The organism is Rahnella sp. PD4 (genome assembly GCF_049199325.1).
In the GTDB taxonomy this organism is placed as follows: Bacteria; Pseudomonadota; Gammaproteobacteria; order Enterobacterales; family Enterobacteriaceae; genus Rahnella; species Rahnella perminowiae.
Genome location: NZ_JBLZQF010000007.1, coordinates 23,229 through 40,172, shown reverse-complemented (window position 1 = coordinate 40,172; position 16,944 = coordinate 23,229). Strand labels below are relative to the sequence as shown.

General features: G+C 53.1%; 16 protein-coding genes. 7 read left to right on the top strand and 9 right to left on the bottom strand.

The window, feature by feature from the left end:
- The first annotated feature begins 2 nt into the window (after positions 1-2).
- From ACOZIO_RS17320 to ACOZIO_RS17295, 6 genes are all read left to right on the top strand, one after another.
- Positions 3-794, top strand: coding sequence for a sugar phosphate isomerase/epimerase family protein (locus ACOZIO_RS17320; protein ID WP_217157846.1), 792 nt, complete (start codon positions 3-5; stop codon positions 792-794).
- 15 nt (positions 795-809) lie between these two features.
- On the top strand, positions 810-1,868 hold the full coding sequence (locus ACOZIO_RS17315; RefSeq protein ID WP_421595538.1) for a Gfo/Idh/MocA family protein: 1,059 nt from the start codon (positions 810-812) through the stop codon (positions 1,866-1,868).
- A complete protein-coding gene (locus ACOZIO_RS17310) occupies positions 1,865-4,111 on the top strand; it encodes a glycoside hydrolase family 65 protein (RefSeq protein ID WP_129954674.1) in 2,247 nt (748 codons plus the stop codon). Before ACOZIO_RS17315 ends, ACOZIO_RS17310 begins: the two co-directional genes overlap by 4 nt.
- Positions 4,101-4,787, top strand: coding sequence for a beta-phosphoglucomutase (gene pgmB, locus ACOZIO_RS17305; protein ID WP_129954855.1), 687 nt, complete (start codon positions 4,101-4,103; stop codon positions 4,785-4,787). Before ACOZIO_RS17310 ends, pgmB begins: the two co-directional genes overlap by 11 nt.
- 9 nt (positions 4,788-4,796) lie before the next feature.
- Entirely contained in the window at positions 4,797-5,885 is a 1,089-nt protein-coding gene (locus ACOZIO_RS17300) for an ABC transporter ATP-binding protein (protein ID WP_421595537.1), read from the top strand.
- Positions 5,886-5,983: 98 nt separating this feature from the next.
- Entirely contained in the window at positions 5,984-6,994 is a 1,011-nt protein-coding gene (locus ACOZIO_RS17295) for an OmpG family monomeric porin (RefSeq protein ID WP_258452871.1), read from the top strand.
- A 45-nt stretch (positions 6,995-7,039) separates the two neighbouring features.
- On the opposite strand, the gene ACOZIO_RS17290 is transcribed toward ACOZIO_RS17295, so the two are convergent.
- The 8 genes from ACOZIO_RS17290 to pyrB form a co-directional block, all read right to left on the bottom strand.
- Positions 7,040-8,071: a LacI family DNA-binding transcriptional regulator gene (locus tag ACOZIO_RS17290; protein ID WP_217220002.1), complete on the bottom strand. Its 1,032-nt coding sequence runs from the start codon at positions 8,069-8,071 to the stop codon at positions 7,040-7,042.
- Positions 8,072-8,170: 99 nt separating this feature from the next.
- Complete coding sequence (locus ACOZIO_RS17285; RefSeq protein ID WP_129954670.1) at positions 8,171-8,902, bottom strand: proteasome-type protease; 732 nt, start codon at positions 8,900-8,902, stop codon at positions 8,171-8,173.
- A 26-nt stretch (positions 8,903-8,928) separates the two neighbouring features.
- A complete protein-coding gene (locus tag ACOZIO_RS17280) occupies positions 8,929-9,723 on the bottom strand; it encodes a transglutaminase family protein (protein ID WP_129954669.1) in 795 nt (264 codons plus the stop codon).
- Positions 9,723-10,664 (bottom strand): alpha-E domain-containing protein, encoded by a 942-nt coding sequence (locus tag ACOZIO_RS17275; protein WP_129954668.1) that lies wholly within the window; start codon positions 10,662-10,664, stop codon positions 9,723-9,725. Before ACOZIO_RS17275 ends, ACOZIO_RS17280 begins: the two co-directional genes overlap by 1 nt.
- Positions 10,658-12,109: a circularly permuted type 2 ATP-grasp protein gene (locus tag ACOZIO_RS17270; RefSeq protein ID WP_129992016.1), complete on the bottom strand. Its 1,452-nt coding sequence runs from the start codon at positions 12,107-12,109 to the stop codon at positions 10,658-10,660. Before ACOZIO_RS17270 ends, ACOZIO_RS17275 begins: the two co-directional genes overlap by 7 nt.
- A gap of 208 nt (positions 12,110-12,317) precedes the next feature.
- Entirely contained in the window at positions 12,318-12,704 is a 387-nt protein-coding gene (ridA, locus tag ACOZIO_RS17265) for a 2-iminobutanoate/2-iminopropanoate deaminase (RefSeq protein WP_056776488.1), read from the bottom strand.
- Between the two features lie 55 nt (positions 12,705-12,759).
- Entirely contained in the window at positions 12,760-13,224 is a 465-nt protein-coding gene (gene pyrI, locus ACOZIO_RS17260) for an aspartate carbamoyltransferase regulatory subunit (protein ID WP_013577172.1), read from the bottom strand.
- 19 nt (positions 13,225-13,243) lie between these two features.
- The gene (gene pyrB / locus ACOZIO_RS17255; RefSeq protein WP_129954667.1) at positions 13,244-14,179 is read right to left on the bottom strand and encodes an aspartate carbamoyltransferase; all 936 of its coding nucleotides are present in this window, start codon (positions 14,177-14,179) and stop codon (positions 13,244-13,246) included.
- A gap of 380 nt (positions 14,180-14,559) precedes the next feature.
- Between pyrB and ACOZIO_RS17250 the strand changes: the two genes are divergently transcribed.
- The gene (locus tag ACOZIO_RS17250; RefSeq protein ID WP_129954666.1) at positions 14,560-15,030 is read left to right on the top strand and encodes a YhcH/YjgK/YiaL family protein; all 471 of its coding nucleotides are present in this window, start codon (positions 14,560-14,562) and stop codon (positions 15,028-15,030) included.
- Here the strand turns inward: ACOZIO_RS17250 and ACOZIO_RS17245 are convergent.
- On the bottom strand, positions 15,011-16,813 hold the full coding sequence (locus tag ACOZIO_RS17245) for a sugar phosphorylase (protein WP_129954665.1): 1,803 nt from the start codon (positions 16,811-16,813) through the stop codon (positions 15,011-15,013). The two genes, ACOZIO_RS17250 and ACOZIO_RS17245, sit on opposite strands and share 20 nt — an antisense overlap.
- Positions 16,814-16,944 lie beyond the last annotated feature (131 nt).

Below are 16,944 nucleotides of genomic sequence, written 5' to 3'. Positions count from 1 at the left end.
ACATGAAAATCGGTACACAAAATCAGGCGTTTTTCCCGGAAAACATTCTGGAGAAATTCAAATTTATCAAGGCAATGGGTTTCGACGGCTTTGAAATCGACGGCAAATTGCTGGTGAACCATCTTGACGACGTGAAAGCCGCCATTGCCGAAACCGGCCTGCCGGTGATCACTGCCTGCGGCGGCTATGAGGGTTGGATCGGAGATTTCATTGAAGAGCGTCGTCTGAACGGGGTGCAGCAAATCACGGCGATTCTGGAAGCGCTTTCGCAGGTCGGCGGTAAAGGGATCATCGTGCCCGCCGCCTGGGGCATGTTTACCTACCGCCTGCCGCCGATGACCTCGCCGCGCAGTCAGGCGGGCGACCGTCTGGCAGTCAGCTCATCCCTGCGGGAGCTGGAAAATGTGGCCAGACGCACCGGCACTACGGTGTATCTGGAGCCGCTGAACCGCTATCAGGATCACATGATAAACACGCTGGCAGAGGCACGCCGTTATATCGAAGAAGGCGCGCTTGAGCACGTCAAAATCATCGGCGACTTTTACCATATGAACATTGAGGAGGACTGCCTCAGCGCTGCATTCCATCAGCAACGTGATCTGCTCGGCCACGTCCACATTGCTGACAATCACCGTTACCAGCCTGGCAGCGGCAGTATTGATTTTGGTCGCGCATTTCAGCAACTGAAAGAAGATGGTTACGACGGCTATATCGTCTACGAATGCCGTGTGCGGGCAGAAAATCCGGCACAGGCTTATCAGGATTCCCTGACCTATCTTCGCAATTTACTCTGACGGACAGGCCGCAAAATGGAATTTATAACGAGTACGGCAGGAACGCTGAAAGTGGCGCTGGTCGGTGCCGGTCAGGTGGCGGAAAAGGTCCATGCGGCCTGTTACCGCCAGCTTCCGGGGCTTGAGCTGGTGGCTGTCGTGGACTGCGATAGGGCGCGCGCCCAGGCATTTGCAGAGCGTAACGGTATCGCCCGCGCCTGTACCTCGCTGGAAGAAATGCTGGAGGCTGAACATCCCGATATCGTCAGCATTTGTACGCCCAACCTTTTCCATCATCAGCAGGTGATCACGGCATTGCGGCACGGCTGTCATGTGTTCTGTGAAAAACCGCCGGCTATGAGCGCCGCACAGGCGCTGGAAATGTGGCAGGCAGCAGAACAGGCCGGACGGTTACTGTCCTATGATTTTCACCACCGTTTCGCCGAAGATGCACGCATTTTACGCGCAAAAGTCACAGCCGGTGAACTGGGTGAGGTCTATGTCACCACCGCACGGGCACTACGCCGCTGCGGTGTGCCCGGCTGGGGAAATTTTACGGATAAAACGCAGTCCGGCGGCGGACCGCTGATCGACATCGGCATTCATATGCTGGATGCCGCCCTGTACGTGCTCGGTTTTCCGGCGGTACGCAAGGTGACCGCACAGATGTTTCAGAAAATCGGCAACCGTAAAAGTGAAGGACAGTTCGGACGCTGGGATCCGCAGAAATACAGCGTGGAAGATTCGGTGTTTGCCGCTATTGAGTTCTGCAACGGCGGGTTGCTGCGTCTGGAAACGGCGTTTGCACTGAACATACAGCCGCAATCGGTCATGAACGTTGAGTTTTGCGGTGATAAAGCCGGTGCCACGCTGTTTCCTGCACAGGTATATACCGATGAAAAGGGCGAACTGGTGAGGTTATTCCACCGGGACGTTGCTGACGATCAACGCCATGCACGCAGCGTTCAGGCATTTGTCGGGGCAGTGCGCGGAGACAGGGCAGATGTTGCAAATGCTGAACAGGGATACCGGGTCCAGCAACTGGTGGCGGCAATCTATGCGTCGGCAGAGTCGGGGGAGAGTGTGTATTTATGATCCAGCCTCAGATCCTGCCCGAAGCACCGTTTTCACCCCATCGCCTGAATAAGTACGCGAGCCTGCATGCCTGTGGCAATGGCCGGATTGGCATCCGTGGCTGTCACGAGGAAGCCTATACCGACCAGCAGCGGGGCATGTTTGTCGCGGGTTTTTATCACCGCGCGAATGCGACGGAAGTCACCGAACTGGTCAATCTGCCGGATATTACCGGCATGCGTATTGAGCTGAACGGCGAAAGTTTATCGTTGCTTTCCGGCACCCTGATTGCCTGTCAGCGCGAACTGCGCACCATGAACGGCGAGCTTTACCGCGAACTGGTGTGGCAGTCGCCCGCCGGGCAGCGGTTCAAAATCGAAACCCGTCGTTTTGTGGCGCTTTCTCCGCTGATGCTGGTGGCGAGCCGTTTAACGGTCACCGCACTGGATACTGACGCGCATCTGTGCGTCAGTACCGGCATGGATGCCACGCAGACCAACAGCGGCAGACAGCATCTGAACGAGCGCTCAGTGCGGGTTTTCGATCAAAACGTTTTACAGGGTTGGTATGAGACCACAGACGGCCAGCAGCAGGCGGTCATCACCAGCCAGTGCCTGTTTCCCGCCCGCGCCAGCAGCAGTTTTTCGGCGAAAAACCGTCAGTTATTACAACATATCGGCCTGCCGTTATCTGCCGGTGAAGCGGTCACGCTGGAGAAATTCAGCTGGATTGCCACATCGCTCGATGCGGACTTCCTGCCTGAAAACACCTTCGCTGCACGCTGCCTGGAAGCCTTAACGGTGCATGCACAGCAAGGTTACGGACAACTGCTGATGGAAAATACCCGTCACTGGCAGCATTACTGGCAGGCATCGCGGGTCTGCGTGGCGTCAGATCATCCACAGGATCAGCGTGCACTGGATTTTGCGCTTTATCACCTGAAGCTGATGATCCCGGCGCATGATGCGCGTGCCAGTGTGGCGGCGAAAGGACTGACCGGCGAAGGCTATAAAGGGCATGTATTCTGGGATACCGAAATATTTATCCTGCCTTTTGCGCTGCTGAATGCGCCCGGACAGGCGCGAAAACTGCTGGAATACCGCTATCGGAATCTGGTGCAGGCGCAGGAGAAAGCCAGGTGTAACGGCTATCAGGGGGCGCTGTTCCCGTGGGAAAGTGCGTTCAGCGGGAAAGAGGAAACGCCGGAATTCGCGGCGATCAATATCCGTACCGGTCAGCGGCAACGGGTGGCATCAGCGTTAGCTGAGCATCATCTGGTGGCGGATATCGCCTATGCCACGGTGGGCTATTTTCAGGCCACGCGCGACGCTGAATTTATGCAACAAATGGGGCTGGCGTTGCTGAAAGAGACAGCCCTGTTCTGGATGAGCCGCACTGAACGGCGTGGGGACCGGTGGGTAATTCTCAACGTCATCGGGCCGGATGAATATACTGAACATATTGATAATAATGCGTTTACCAATTATATGGCGCAGTACAACGTCCGGGAAGCCTGCCGGTATTTGCAGGCATTTAATCACCAGGATGCTGCATTTTTCACACAGGCGGAAGATTTCCTGACGCACCTGTACCTGCCGCAGCCCGATGCGCAGGGCGTGATCGCGCAGGATGATTCCTTTCTCAGCAAACCTCAGTGCGACCTGACTCCCTATAAATCCCGGCAGGGTACACAGGCCATTTTGCTGGACTATTCCCGTGCAGAAATCAACGAGATGCAGATCCTCAAACAGGCCGATGTGGTCATGCTCATGCAACTGCTGCCCGCGCAGTTCACGCCACAATGCCAGGCTGCCAATCTCCGTTTTTATGAACCGCGTACGATTCATGATTCTTCGCTGAGCAAATCGGTGCATGCGATTGTTGCCGCCCGGACCGGGCAAACAGCGCTGGCATTGCAGTTTTACCGCGAGGCGTGCCGCATCGATCTGGGCGAGGAACCTCATTCTTCGGATGACGGCATTCATGCGGCAGCCGCTGCGGCTATCTGGACAGGGGCACTGATGGGGTTTGCGGGGCTGGATTATCAGTCGGGTGAACTGCATTTTTGGCCCTCACTGCCGCAGGGCTGGACGCGGTTGCAGTTCCCCCTGAACTGGCGCGGAACGCGCCTGATGGTCACCCTCGAACCACAGCAACTTACTCTCAGCAAAACGGATGCCCGGCCGCTGAAGGTCTGGATCAACGGCATCTCTCATATGTTTACGGAAAGCCTCGTTCTGGAAGGATCTCATGATGAAAACTAAACCCCTGCTGCCGCGTGCCGTCATTTTTGACCTCGACGGTGTGGTGGTGGATACCGCCCATCTGCACTTTATGGCCTGGCAACGGCTGGCGCAGCGCATCGGGATCCACATTGATACTGGGTTTAATGAGCAGCTCAAAGGCGTCAGTCGTCAGGGATCACTGCTGAGGATCCTCGCCTCGGGCGGAAAAACCGGGAGTTTTACGCAGGCCGAATGTGACGCAATGGCTGCTGAGAAAAATGCTGATTATGTCGGCTTACTTGCCGGACTGACCACGACGGATATTTTGCCGGGGATGGGGGAATTGCTGCATACGCTGCACGAGCAGGGTGTGCTTACCGGTCTGGCTTCCGTTTCACAAAATGCCCCGCGGGTGCTGAGGGCGCTGGGACTGGAGCAGGCTTTCGATTATGTCGCGGACACCCGCCGTATCACGCATTCCAAACCCCATCCGGAAATTTTTCTCAACGTTTGCGAGGCGCTGAATATCTCGCCGCAACATGCCGTTGGGATTGAGGATGCGCAGGCGGGCATTGATGCCCTGCGTGCCGGCGGTATTTTCGCCATAGGCATTGGTGCGACGCTGGAAGGGGCAAATTACCGTCTGGCTTCTACTGAGGGGCTGTCTTGGGCAGTTATCCGGCAGCAATGGTTGCGTCATCACGCTGACATTTAAGGGAAAATTATGGCTCAGATTACACTGCAACACATTCAGAAAATTTACGACAAGCAGGTTCACGTGGTGAAGGATTTTAATCTGGAGATCGCGGATAAAGAATTTATCGTGTTTGTCGGCCCCTCCGGCTGCGGAAAATCCACGACCCTGCGCATGATCGCCGGGCTGGAGGAAATATCTTCCGGCGATCTGCTGATCGACGGCGTGCGGATGAACGACGTCGCACCGAAAGATCGCGAGATCGCCATGGTATTTCAGAACTATGCGCTGTATCCGCATATGTCGGTGTACGACAACATGGCGTTTGGCCTGAAGCTGAGAAAAATTGCGCCGGAGGAAATCAGCCAGCGGGTGAAATATGCGGCGCAGATCCTCGGGCTGAATGAGTACCTGGCGCGACGTCCGGGGGCATTATCCGGCGGCCAGCGTCAGCGGGTTGCGCTCGGGCGTGCCATTGTGCGGGATGCCAAAGTCTTTTTAATGGACGAACCGCTGTCGAATCTTGATGCCAAGCTGCGGGTACAGATGCGTGCTGAAATCAGCAAGCTGCATCATAAACTCAATACGACAATGATTTATGTCACTCATGATCAGACCGAAGCCATGACCATGGCAACGCGGATTGTGGTCATAAAAGACGGCGTTATCCAGCAGGTTGGCGCGCCTAAGACGGTCTATAACCATCCGCAAAATATGTTTGTGGCCGGTTTTATTGGTTCTCCGGCGATGAACTTTATCCGCGGCGCGCTGGATGGTGACTTTTTCGTAACGGAAAGCCTGCGTATTCCGGTGTCTGAAGACAAACTGGCGATACTGAATACGCAGGGTTATCAGCGTAAACCGCTGGTACTCGGTATCCGACCTGAGAATATTGCCGGTGCGGAGCAGCAGAGTGCACATTTTGATGCGCGAATTACAGTGGCTGAACTGACCGGTGCAGAATTTATGTTGTATTGCTCGGTTGGCGGTCATGAGTTTGTTTGCCGTTCAAACGCGAATACCGATTATCAGGCCGGGCAATTATTACCCCTGCGCTTTGATATAAATAAATGTCATTTCTTTGATGGTGAAACAGAGCAAGTGATTACCGCAGATTAATAATCCATTTCACTAACATGTATAAATAATACGAATTTTAAAAGAGGTTAGCTGTTTTTTAATATCCATCCGTCCCTACTGTAAAAGGAATTATTATAATGAAAATAAAAGTGGCTGCCGCATTATTATGCGGCGCGGTCTGCTCGTCGGCTTTTTCCGCTGAGAGCGAAAGCGTGAATAAAAATGAAGATCATAACTCACCGGAAATGCTGACACCGGTACCGATCGGCAACGCAGCGTTACCTGCCGAACCCTGGCAGGTGCAGATCGGTGCCATGCAGGAAACTGAGAACACAGAAGGTCAGGGCGATAAAGACGGCGCTTATGAACCCACGGTATTTGTTAACTTCAGCAAAGGAAAGTGGAACTTATACGGCGCGTTTTATCAGGAAGATCATAATGTTGATTATTCGCAAAACACGCGCAGCGACTGGTTTAATCAGGTTGAATTCGATGCGCATTATCAGTTTGCCGATAATGCAGATTATGCACTGGGGCTGATGCTCGGTTTCAGGAACTACCAGTGGCAATATAATGAAGATAAGAAGAAAGAGGGCAGTTCTTATAATACCCAGCGTTATACCATTCAGCCAGACTGGTCGGTTTCACTCAGTCCTGCGTTGAAATATAACGGCTGGATGGCGTTGTATAATTATTATAATAGTATGGATGATAACGGCTATCTGAATAAAGAGTTTGAAGGTGAAACTGGCCTGAAATACAGCTTCACCGACGATATCGCAATGCAGGTCAGTTATTATTTAGATCGCGGATGGAATACCGGTGACAGCCAGCGCGGGGAATTCGCCAAACAGGAAGCGCGTATCTATTTGCCGGTGAGTGTCGATCTGTTCTCCGGCGGAAAAACCGTGCTCACACCTTATGTCCGCCGGACGCTGGATACCTATTATTACAATGATGAACGCGCAGAGCGGGAAGGAGAAACTGATACGCGATTCGGGCTGTTAATCAATCAGCCTTTACCTAACGGTTTTGCCATCTCACTGGAATATGCCTACGAATTGCAGCTGCACGATAATACCGATGCCAGCGCCAATGCGAAGACCAAATTCCATTATACTGGTGTCGGGATCACCTATTCTTTCTGATGCACCTCATCACCCGACCGGAAGCTGTTTTTCCGGTCGGTTTTTTTATTTTCTGGCCGCGAGCGGTATGGCGGAATGATTCACCACCAATTGGGTCGGCACCAGCGTGCGGGAGTGAGTGCCGGGGCGGTTAAAAATTTTATCGAATAATAAACCGCAACCCTGACAGCCTAACTCGCGGATAGGAATTTCAATGCCAGTCAGCCCCGGGGAAAGGAGGGGGGAAATATTGTCACTGCTGTAACCGGTGATGGAAATTTCGTCGGGGATGATCTTTTTCTGTTCATGGGCCGCACGGTAAATGCTCATGACTTTCACGGCATCGGTGGCGAAAACGGCTGTCGGCGGACGGGCACATTGCAATAATGTTGTCGCCGCCAGATAGGCACTTTCTGTGGTATAACCGCCGTCAATCATCAGGTCGGGTTGCACGGGCAGACCGGCATCCTGCATGGCGCGCTTATATCCCGCAAGACGATCAATGGATACGTGGTAATCCAGCGGCGCGTGCAGGCAGGCAATATCCTGGTGACCGAGCGAAATAAGATGTTCTGTCAGCCGGTAGCTGTCCTGAAAATTATCGGTATCGACGGAGAAAACGTGCTGATACGTTCCTTCAATATTGCCAATCACCATCACCGGCACCTGACAATTATCCAGTTGCTCCAGGATATATTCATCGGCAGGCGAACTGAGCATTATCACGCCTTTCACCATTTTTTCAGTTATTTTCGCGACACACTTTTGCAAATCTTCTTCGCTATTTTTGGATGTTTGCAAAATAACATCAAAACCCTCTTCTTCAGCTCTCAGGGCAATGGATTGCAATATTTCGGAGAAGAAAGGGTTACCGGCGGTGGTTTTGGTCGAACGGGTGGAAATCACCAGAATCGCATCAAAACCTTTGGACGTCAGCGCCCGCGCAAGTTTACTTGGCTGATAATTCAGTGTGCGGATGGCATCCAGCACGCGCTCCCGGGCATCTGGCGAAATATTGGTCTGGTTGGTGATAACTCTGGAAACGGTAGACTTGGACACTTTTGCCAGACGGGCAATATCATAAATAGTGACTGCCACAATATATGCACCTCAAATATCCGTATTAAGGACGGGATAGGGATAATACGGGGCAGGTCTGAGGTTGTCCATTTTCCCCAGACCCGATGTGGCGGTTTGTTACTCGTCTAATTTCAGCGGCGGCAACTGCGCAAAAATACTCAGCAGGCCTTCGCCCCAGCCTTTGCGGATCATGTCGAAATACGGATGTGTTTCGGTGATCCGGTGCTGTTGCGCAGCGTTGAAACTGTCTGTCGGATAGGTCATCACATCCAGTGGCAGGCCGACGGAAAGATTGCTGCGTAATGTGGAATCCATCGAAATCAGCGCACATTGCATGGCCTGATCCAGCGCGGTGTCGTAACTCAGTACGCGATCGATAATCGGTTTGCCGTACTTACTTTCACCAATCTGGAAATACGGCGTGTCGTGCGTGGCTTCGATGAAATTCCCCTGCGGATAAATGTGGAACAGCCGCTGGCCCTCCCCCTTAATCTGGCCACCGAGCAACAGGTTGCAGCTGAAATCCGTGTTGCCGCCCTGATTTGCGCCGCTGTCACGCGCAATCACTTCACGCACCGTTTCACCCAGCAGGCTGGCGGCATCGTAGAGCGATTTCACGTTCAGCAGGTTTTCCCGCTCATCATCTACACAGCGGCGATGCAGCAGACTAATAATACTCTGTGTGGTCGCCAGATTTCCGGCGCTCTGAATCACCAGCACGCGTTCATCGCTTTGATGAAAAACATGCAGCTTACGGAAGGTGGAAATATGGTCCACTCCGGCATTGGTGCGTGAATCTGAAACAAACACCAGGCCAGAGGACAAGCGCATGGCCACACAGTAAGTCATAAAAATGTTTCCTCAGGGATTCAGGGTCATTGCGGAACGTCAAGCATAGCAACGGCCGCGACAGTACGCATATCTTCGCTTCCTCCGCCCAACCGGATACCGCGGACCGGGCATGCATCAAGATAATCTATGCCGATAGCCAGTTTCAAATGCTGATTCGGTTTGCAGGTGTTGTTGGTGACATCAAAGCTCTGCCAGCGGTCATCCAGCCAGGCTTCCGCCCAGGCGTGCATCGCCACATGCGTTGAATCTTCCGAGTAAAGATAGCCGCTGACGTAGCGCGCCGGAATGCCCAGGCTGCGGCAACAGGCGAGGAAAACGTGCGTGTGATCCTGACATACGCCCGTTTGTGCGGAAAAGGCTTGTGAGGCGCTGTCTTTTACCGTGGTGCTGCCGGGGTTGTAAGGCATTTTCAGCAATAACTCGCCCATCAGGTTGCACAGACTTTCGTGCTGCGCCTGTGGCCGGTAATAACGGCTGGCGAAATCGCGGATTGCGCCGTCGGCCAATGTCAGCGGGCTGGTGCGCAAAAACACCAGTGGCGAGAGATGTCCGCAATGGTCGTCCTCGGTATTGTCTTCTATCTCGACCACACCGTTGGCTTCAATGGTGATCGCCTGATGAGGCTGATCGAGCGTCAGGACATGCAATACGTTGCCGTAGGCATCCAGCGTGCGGGTAGCGTATTCCGGCAAAGTCAGATCCCATGACAAAATCTTCTGATGGCTGGAATCCTGCGGCGTGAGGCGCAGATATTGCGTGCTGTGTTTAACTTGTTGTGCATAGCTGTAATGCGTCTGATGCGTGACATTCAGTTTCATTATTGAGCCTCCAGATAGGTTTGATGAATGCTCTCAGCGATGGCATTGGTCTGATCCAGAAACTGCATTAACCACGGGCTGAGACCCATTTCAACGATCTCGTCCATTTCAGTGAAACGAAGCTGAGCGTGCAGGGTGTGGACACGGCGGCGTGGCAGATTGCCTGCGCTACCCCCGATTTCTTCAAGTTGTTCAGCCATGATTTCGACACAGGAAAGTAAGGATCGCGGTAATTCGCGGCGCAGTATCAGCAGCTCTGCAATATGTTTCTGGCTGAGTTGCTGCTTGTAAAGTGTGTGGAATGCCTCGCGGGCGCTGACCGCACGCAGCAGGGTATCCATCCGGTAATATTCGCGCACCGGATCTTCATCAGCATTCAGCAACTGATTTTTGGCATCCAGCAAACGGGCGGTACTGTCTGCACGCTCAAGCATGGTGCCGAGACGGATAAAGTTCAGGGCATCACTGCGCAGTAATGTACCGAACATGGCACCGCGGAACAGGTGTGAGCGCTCTTTAACCCAGTCGAAGAAAGCGTCCGCACCGGCAGAACCCACGCCCTGACGGCGGATCAGTTTCATCTCGATCCAGGTGGCATTAATGCTTTCCCAGACTTCAGAAGAGAGGCTGCCGCGCACCGCATGTGCATTGTTCCAGGCCATTTGCAGACAACTGAAAATGCTGCTGTGGTTGGAACTGTCCAGCGCGAAGAAGTTGAGCAGATTGCCCATGGATTCTTGCGGATAATGTTCGTTGAATAATGTCCGTGTGCCGGTCATGGTCAGCGGCACCAGCAAATCATTGTTTTCATCGCGTGCGTTGACGTCACGAATCGACATCAGCGACAGCTTATTGGTCACGTCCAGCAGGCGTGCAATATTCTCGGCGCGTTCCAGATAACGCGCCATCCAGTACAGTTCGCTGGCTGTTCTGCTTAGCATGCGTCATCCTCCGTCGGATTCTCTTCCAGTACCCAGGTGTCTTTGGTGCCGCCGCCCTGAGATGAGTTCACGACCAGCGAGCCTTCAGCCAGCGCCACGCGGGTTAATCCGCCCGGTACCAGCCGGATTTCCGCACCGCTCAGGGCAAAAGGCCGCAGGTCGATATGACGCGGAGCCAGCCCGTCACCCACGAAAGTCGGGCAGGTGGAAAGCGCCAGCGTTTCCTGTGCGATGTAGTTTTCCGGGCGGGTGCGCAGTAATTCGCGGAAGCGTTCAATTTCCGCTTTACTGGCCGTCGGGCCAATCAGCATGCCGTAACCGCCTGCACCATGAACCTCCTTCACCACCATTTTTTCCAGATTCGCCAGCACGAAAGACAGATCGCTTTCCTTGCGGCATTGCCAGGTCGGCACATTATTGAGGATCGGATCTTCGGCCAGATAGTAGCGGATCATATCCGGTACATACGGGTAGATCGATTTGTCGTCCGCCACGCCGGTGCCGATCGCATTGGCCAGCACCACGCCGCCAGAGCGATACACGGAAAGCAAACCGGGTACGCCGAGCATCGAGTCGGCGCGGAACGCCAGCGGATCAAGGAACGCGTCATCGATACGCCGGTAAATCACGTCAATTTTGCACGGTCCGGCGGTGGTACGCATAAACACCGCGCCGTCTTTCACGAACAGATCGACGCTTTCCACCAACTCAACGCCCATTTGCTGGGCGAGGAAGCTGTGCTCAAAATACGCACTGTTAAAACGCCCCGGCGTGAGCACCACGACGGTCGGATCGTTGACGGTCGTGCTTTCGCGCAGGGTTTGCAGTAAATGGGAAGGGTAGCGGGAAACCGGTGCGATACGCTGCTCGGCAAACAATTCAGGATATAGCCGCATCATCATTTTGCGGTTTTCCATCATGTAAGACACGCCGGACGGCGTACGCAGGTTGTCTTCCAGCACGTAGTATTCGCCATCGCCTCCACGTACCATGTCGGTGCCGGCAATGTGCGCGTAAGTGTCCCGGTGAAGATCAATACCCTGCATGCACGGCTGATACTGATCGTTGGCCAGTACCTGTTCAGCGGGCACGATCCCCGCTTTGAGGATCTTCTGGTCATGATAAATATCATGCAAAAAGGCATTCAGCGCCTGAACCCGCTGACGGATCCCGCGATCGAGCATTTGCCATTCACTGGCCGGAATAATGCGCGGCACGCTGTCGAACGGGATCAGCCGTTCCGCGCCATCATCTTCGCCATAAACATTAAAGGTAATCCCCACCCGGTGAAACAACAGCGCGGCTTCCTCTTTTTTGCGCTGGACTGCCTGTTGATCGGCTTGCTGCAACCATTGCCAGTAGGCCTGATAATGGCTGCGGTGTTTGCCTTCAGCCATTAACATCTCATCAAAAAAGGGTGAATCGGAAAGGTCAATCTTGATCATCATCACCTCACAAACTGGACAGGCTGCAATTGAATCGTTCAATAACAATGAAGATCAGGCATAAAGTGTGCCAGCGTGCAAAACGGGCTGAAAAATGGGGGAAATGAGGCCGGTCTGCTTAATTATAGGGCGAGGTGAAGTTTGTTTGCCTGAAAACAGGGCAAAAAAAACCAGCCCGCAGGCTGGTCTGGTGCATCACTGACGCGGTTTAACGGCGGACGGCGATGGCTTCGATTTCGATTTTCACATCTTTTGGCAGACGGGCCACCTCTACGCAAGAACGGGCCGGGAATGGCGCATTATGCTCAGTGAAGAAGGCTTCGTAAGTGGCGTTAACGGTGGCAAAGTCGTTCAGATCTTTTACGAAAACGGTCGTTTTCACGATATCTGACACTTTCAGGCCAGCGGCTTCAACGATCGCCTGAACGTTTTCCAGTGACTGACGCGCCTGTGCAGCAATGTCGTCAGCGACTGCACCGGTTTTAGGATCCACAGGGATCTGACCGGAAGTGATGATCATGCTGCCCAGATCCACACCCTGAACATAAGGACCGATAGCGGCCGGGGCGTTTTCAGTGCTGATTTCGCGGGACATAATGTCTCCTGATTTGAGTTAAGGGGAACGGGAAGTTATCCCCCAGTATAAAGGCTCAGTCGTTATTGAGCACCACCTGATGCTCAAACTCTTTCTCGCAGTATTTGCATTTCAGGTGCACGCCGTCTGCACGTTGTTTCACCGCAAAGCTGGAATCCACCGGTTCAAAACGGCTGATACAGTTGCCGTTCGGGCAGCGCAGAACACCAACGATACGGTCCGGCAGCGTTGGCATCAGCTTTTTCACCACGTCGTAATTATCGATGCGGTTCACCGTCGCACGCGGCGCATACACCGCCAGCTGATTGACCTGTTCATCGGTCAGGAAGGTGTTTTCGATTTTAATGATGTCTTTACGGCCCAGCTCACCGGAAGGCAGATTCAGGCCAACGGTGACACGCTGCTCCGTTTGGGTAAACTTGAACAGAGACAGGAGCTTAAATCCGACCTGCGCCGGAATATGGTCGATGACCGTACCGCATTTGATCGCTTCAACCTGAAGTTTATTGTCGTGTGTCATAATCGTTTTCTCCTCAAGTTTACTGTGCAGTGTCTGCGTTCAGAACCAGCGCCAGCAAAGCCTGACGCGCAAAAATTCCGTTACCGGCCTGCTGGAAATACCAGGCATACGGCGTTTTATCGACATCCGGCGTGATTTCGTCGATACGCGGCAGCGGGTGAAGCACTTTCAGGTGCGGCTGAGCATCCGTCAGGTCAGCCGCCCGCAGGACAAACTGCGCTTTCACGTTGGCGTATTCCGACGGATCAAGACGCTCTTTTTGCACGCGGGTCATGTACAGAATGTCGATTTCAGAGACCACTTCATCAATGCTGCTGTGCAGGCTGTATTCGATGCCTTTCTCTTCCAGTAACGTCAGGATATACCCCGGCATCGCCAGCGCATCCGGCGCGATAAAGTAGAATCGGTTGCCGTTAAATTTTGCCAGCGCCTGCGCCAGTGAATGCACCGTGCGGCCATATTTCAGGTCACCGACCATGGCGATCTTGATGTTATCGAGACGCCCCTGCGTTTCCTGGATGGTGAACAAATCCAGCAGGGTTTGTGTCGGATGCTGGTTCGCACCGTCACCGGCGTTGAGTACCGGAATACCGCCGGAGAATTCGGTTGCCAGACGTGCCGCGCCTTCCTGCGGATGACGCATCACAATCGCATCGACGTAGGTGCTGATAACCGAAATGGTATCGGCCAGTGTTTCACCTTTTTTACCGAGCGATGTGTTGCTGCTGTCGGAGAAACCGACCACTGAGGCCCCCAGACGATGCATTGAGGTTTCAAATGACAGGCGCGTACGGGTTGAGGCTTCGAAGAAACAACTGGCGATCACTTTGTGTTTCAGCAATTCAGGCTGCGGGTTGGCTTTCAGGCTGGCAGCGGTATCGAGTACCAGTTCCAGCTCTTCGCGGCTGAGATCGTTGATAGAAATGATGTCTTTCTGATACAGCGGATTAGCCATAGTCATTCTCCTGTGCTTTACGTATAAAAGTATGGCGCTCAAATTCCGGACAAAAAAAAGCCCCTCAATGAGGGGCTTTCAGTAAAACGGTAATACCACGGGAGAACAACGGCAGCGGACTGCCTGACGGCACAGTGTTTGGTCGATGATCTGAGCACAAAACATGGCGATTTTTCATGGGTTCTCCCGACAAATTGTGGCGCATTATACGCGGGTCATTGACGACATCAAGCAGAAAAATACCTTGCAGGCAATCGATTGGTATGACGGAAAACGGAGACAAAAACTGTTAACTGGATCAAAGGGTGTAGCCTTTGCGTGCATTATCATGTGCAGGCATTGAAACACTATTTCATTTTCACATTAGCGAAGGGAATACCATGATAACCGGCAATATTAACCAACTGCATCTTGTCCCTTATCTGCCCGCTGAACTGCGCGAGGCCATTGAATACGTTAAACAACACATCACACCACAGACGCCGCTGGGCAAACACGATATCCGTGGTGACGACGTCTTTGTGCTGATTTCCAATGATTCGACGGCACCGCAGGCTGAACGCCGTGCTGAATTCCACGCGCGTAATCTGGATATTCAGATTGTGCTGAACGGCACCGAAGGCATGACATTCAGCAATTTACCGGCAGGGTATGTCGATACCGACTGGCTGGAAGATAAAGACATTGCGTTCCTGGCTGCTGGCGAGCAGGAAAAAACCATGATCATGCAGACCGGTGACTTCGTGGTGTTTTATCCGGGCGAAGTGCATAAACCCCTGTGCGCCGTCGGCGAACCGGCCAACGTACGTAAAGCCGTGGTGAAAATGAACGTCAGCGCATTGTCCGCTTAATGCCTATTGTGTAGCGCTTTGTGCGCTTGATCAGCTTCATCCGCCAGCGACGCAGCCTGCCGAGACGTTCCGGCGCTTTGAGTTTGTGTTTGATCCATACTACCTGCCACGGCCGGAGACGCATCTGGCCGTTAAAGACTTCTCCGCCAATCAGATCCTTCCCCTCGACTGCCAGCTTCAACATCTGAGAATGATCGCTGATATTGAATATGCAGCTGATCCGGTCTTCAGTTTTTGGATCATAGCGTTCCATTGCAAACAGGGATTTGCCCAGATCAAACACGCGCTGGCCAGCCTGTGGTGAAAACGCTGGATGTTCGCGGCGGTGCCTGATGAGTGTCTGTAACCCGTAAAAAATGCGGGCACGCAAGCCGTCTTTTTTTTCCAGTTCAGCTTCAAGGGTCGTCAGATCCAACTTTTTACGGTTGATACGGCGGTTGATCCCGGACTGGTGCATGCCGTCGAGATCGTTCTCACTGCCCAGCAGGCTGTGAATATAAATCGCCGGGACGCCGATAAACGACAGCAACAGCGCCTGGGCTGCCAGAAACTTGCGGGCTTTCATTTCGGTACTGTCTTCCGGCTCGGTCAGCGCGCTCAGGTAATTAATGTTCAGTTCGTAAGGGGAATGCGTGCCGTCACCGTTGTCTTTATAGGATACGCGGCCTTCCTTACGCAGTGTCTCCTGCGCCATGTATTTACGTTCGTCATCGGTCAGGAAGGTTTCGGTCGGGCGTAAACCGATGCCGTCGTGGCTGGCAAGGAAGTTGAAATAGGTGGTGTCCGGGTAACGCGCTTCTGCATTCAGGCTCTTCGCCCACTGGGTCAGTGTGGTGGTGTCCTGACGCAGAAAAGCGTACAAGGTCAGCGGCGGCAGCGGGAACTGATACACCATATGTGCCTCGTCACCTTCGCCGAAATAACTGATATTTTCGTGATGCGGGACGTTGGTTTCCGTAATGATCCGCGTGCCGGGGATCACTTCATCGAGAATGGTGCGCCAGACTTTAATAATATTGTGCGCCTGAGGCATATGAATGCAGCGCGTCCCGGCTTCCTTCCAGATATAGCCAATCGCATCAAGGCGGATCGACTGCCCGCCGCTGGCGGCGTACTGCAACAGCACATCAATACTTTCCAGTAAAACCTGAGGATTTTTGAAATTAATATCCACCTGATCTTCACTGAACGTCGTCCACAGATATAACTCGGTGCCGTCGGTTTTGATAAATGGTGAGAGCAGCGGTGAAGCGCGCGGGCGTACGACGCGGCTGTAATCCAGCTCAGGATTAGCGGCAATAAAGTAATCTTTGTAATACGGATCGTCATGCAGATAGCCTTTCATCCACTCGCTTGAGCGTGAAATATGATTGATCACGCAGTCAAACATCAGGTTGAAATTGGCCGAAAGGTGATGAATATCTGACCAGCCGCCGAGATGTTCATCGATCCGCCGGTAGTCAATGACGCTGAATCCATCGTCCGAACTGTAGGGATACATCGGCAGTATATGGATATCACTGATGATGTCGCGCAGATAGGTGTTGGCGAAGTGATTGAGCGTCGCCAGCGGTGGTTGCTCGCCGTGACGGATATTATCGCCATAAGTAATCAGATAAACGTTGGTGCCATCCACCCAGCCGGTGGTGCGGTGTTTGCCGTAATTCCATTTGTCGGCGAGATGCAGGATTTTTTTCAGCAGGTCGGCGATGTGTTCCCGGGGGTAAATCCTGCTTAGCAGGCTTTCCAGCCGCAGAACATACTCAAGATTCACTGAGCTCATATCGGTTCCTTCTTCTGCATTTTTGTTTTTTTGATGAAACGCTTTAAAAAGGTTAGTTGAAAATGCGGTCTTCTGACGGGAACGGGCGGGATAAAGTGCAAAATGATGTAAAGATTACGGCGTGCAGGAAA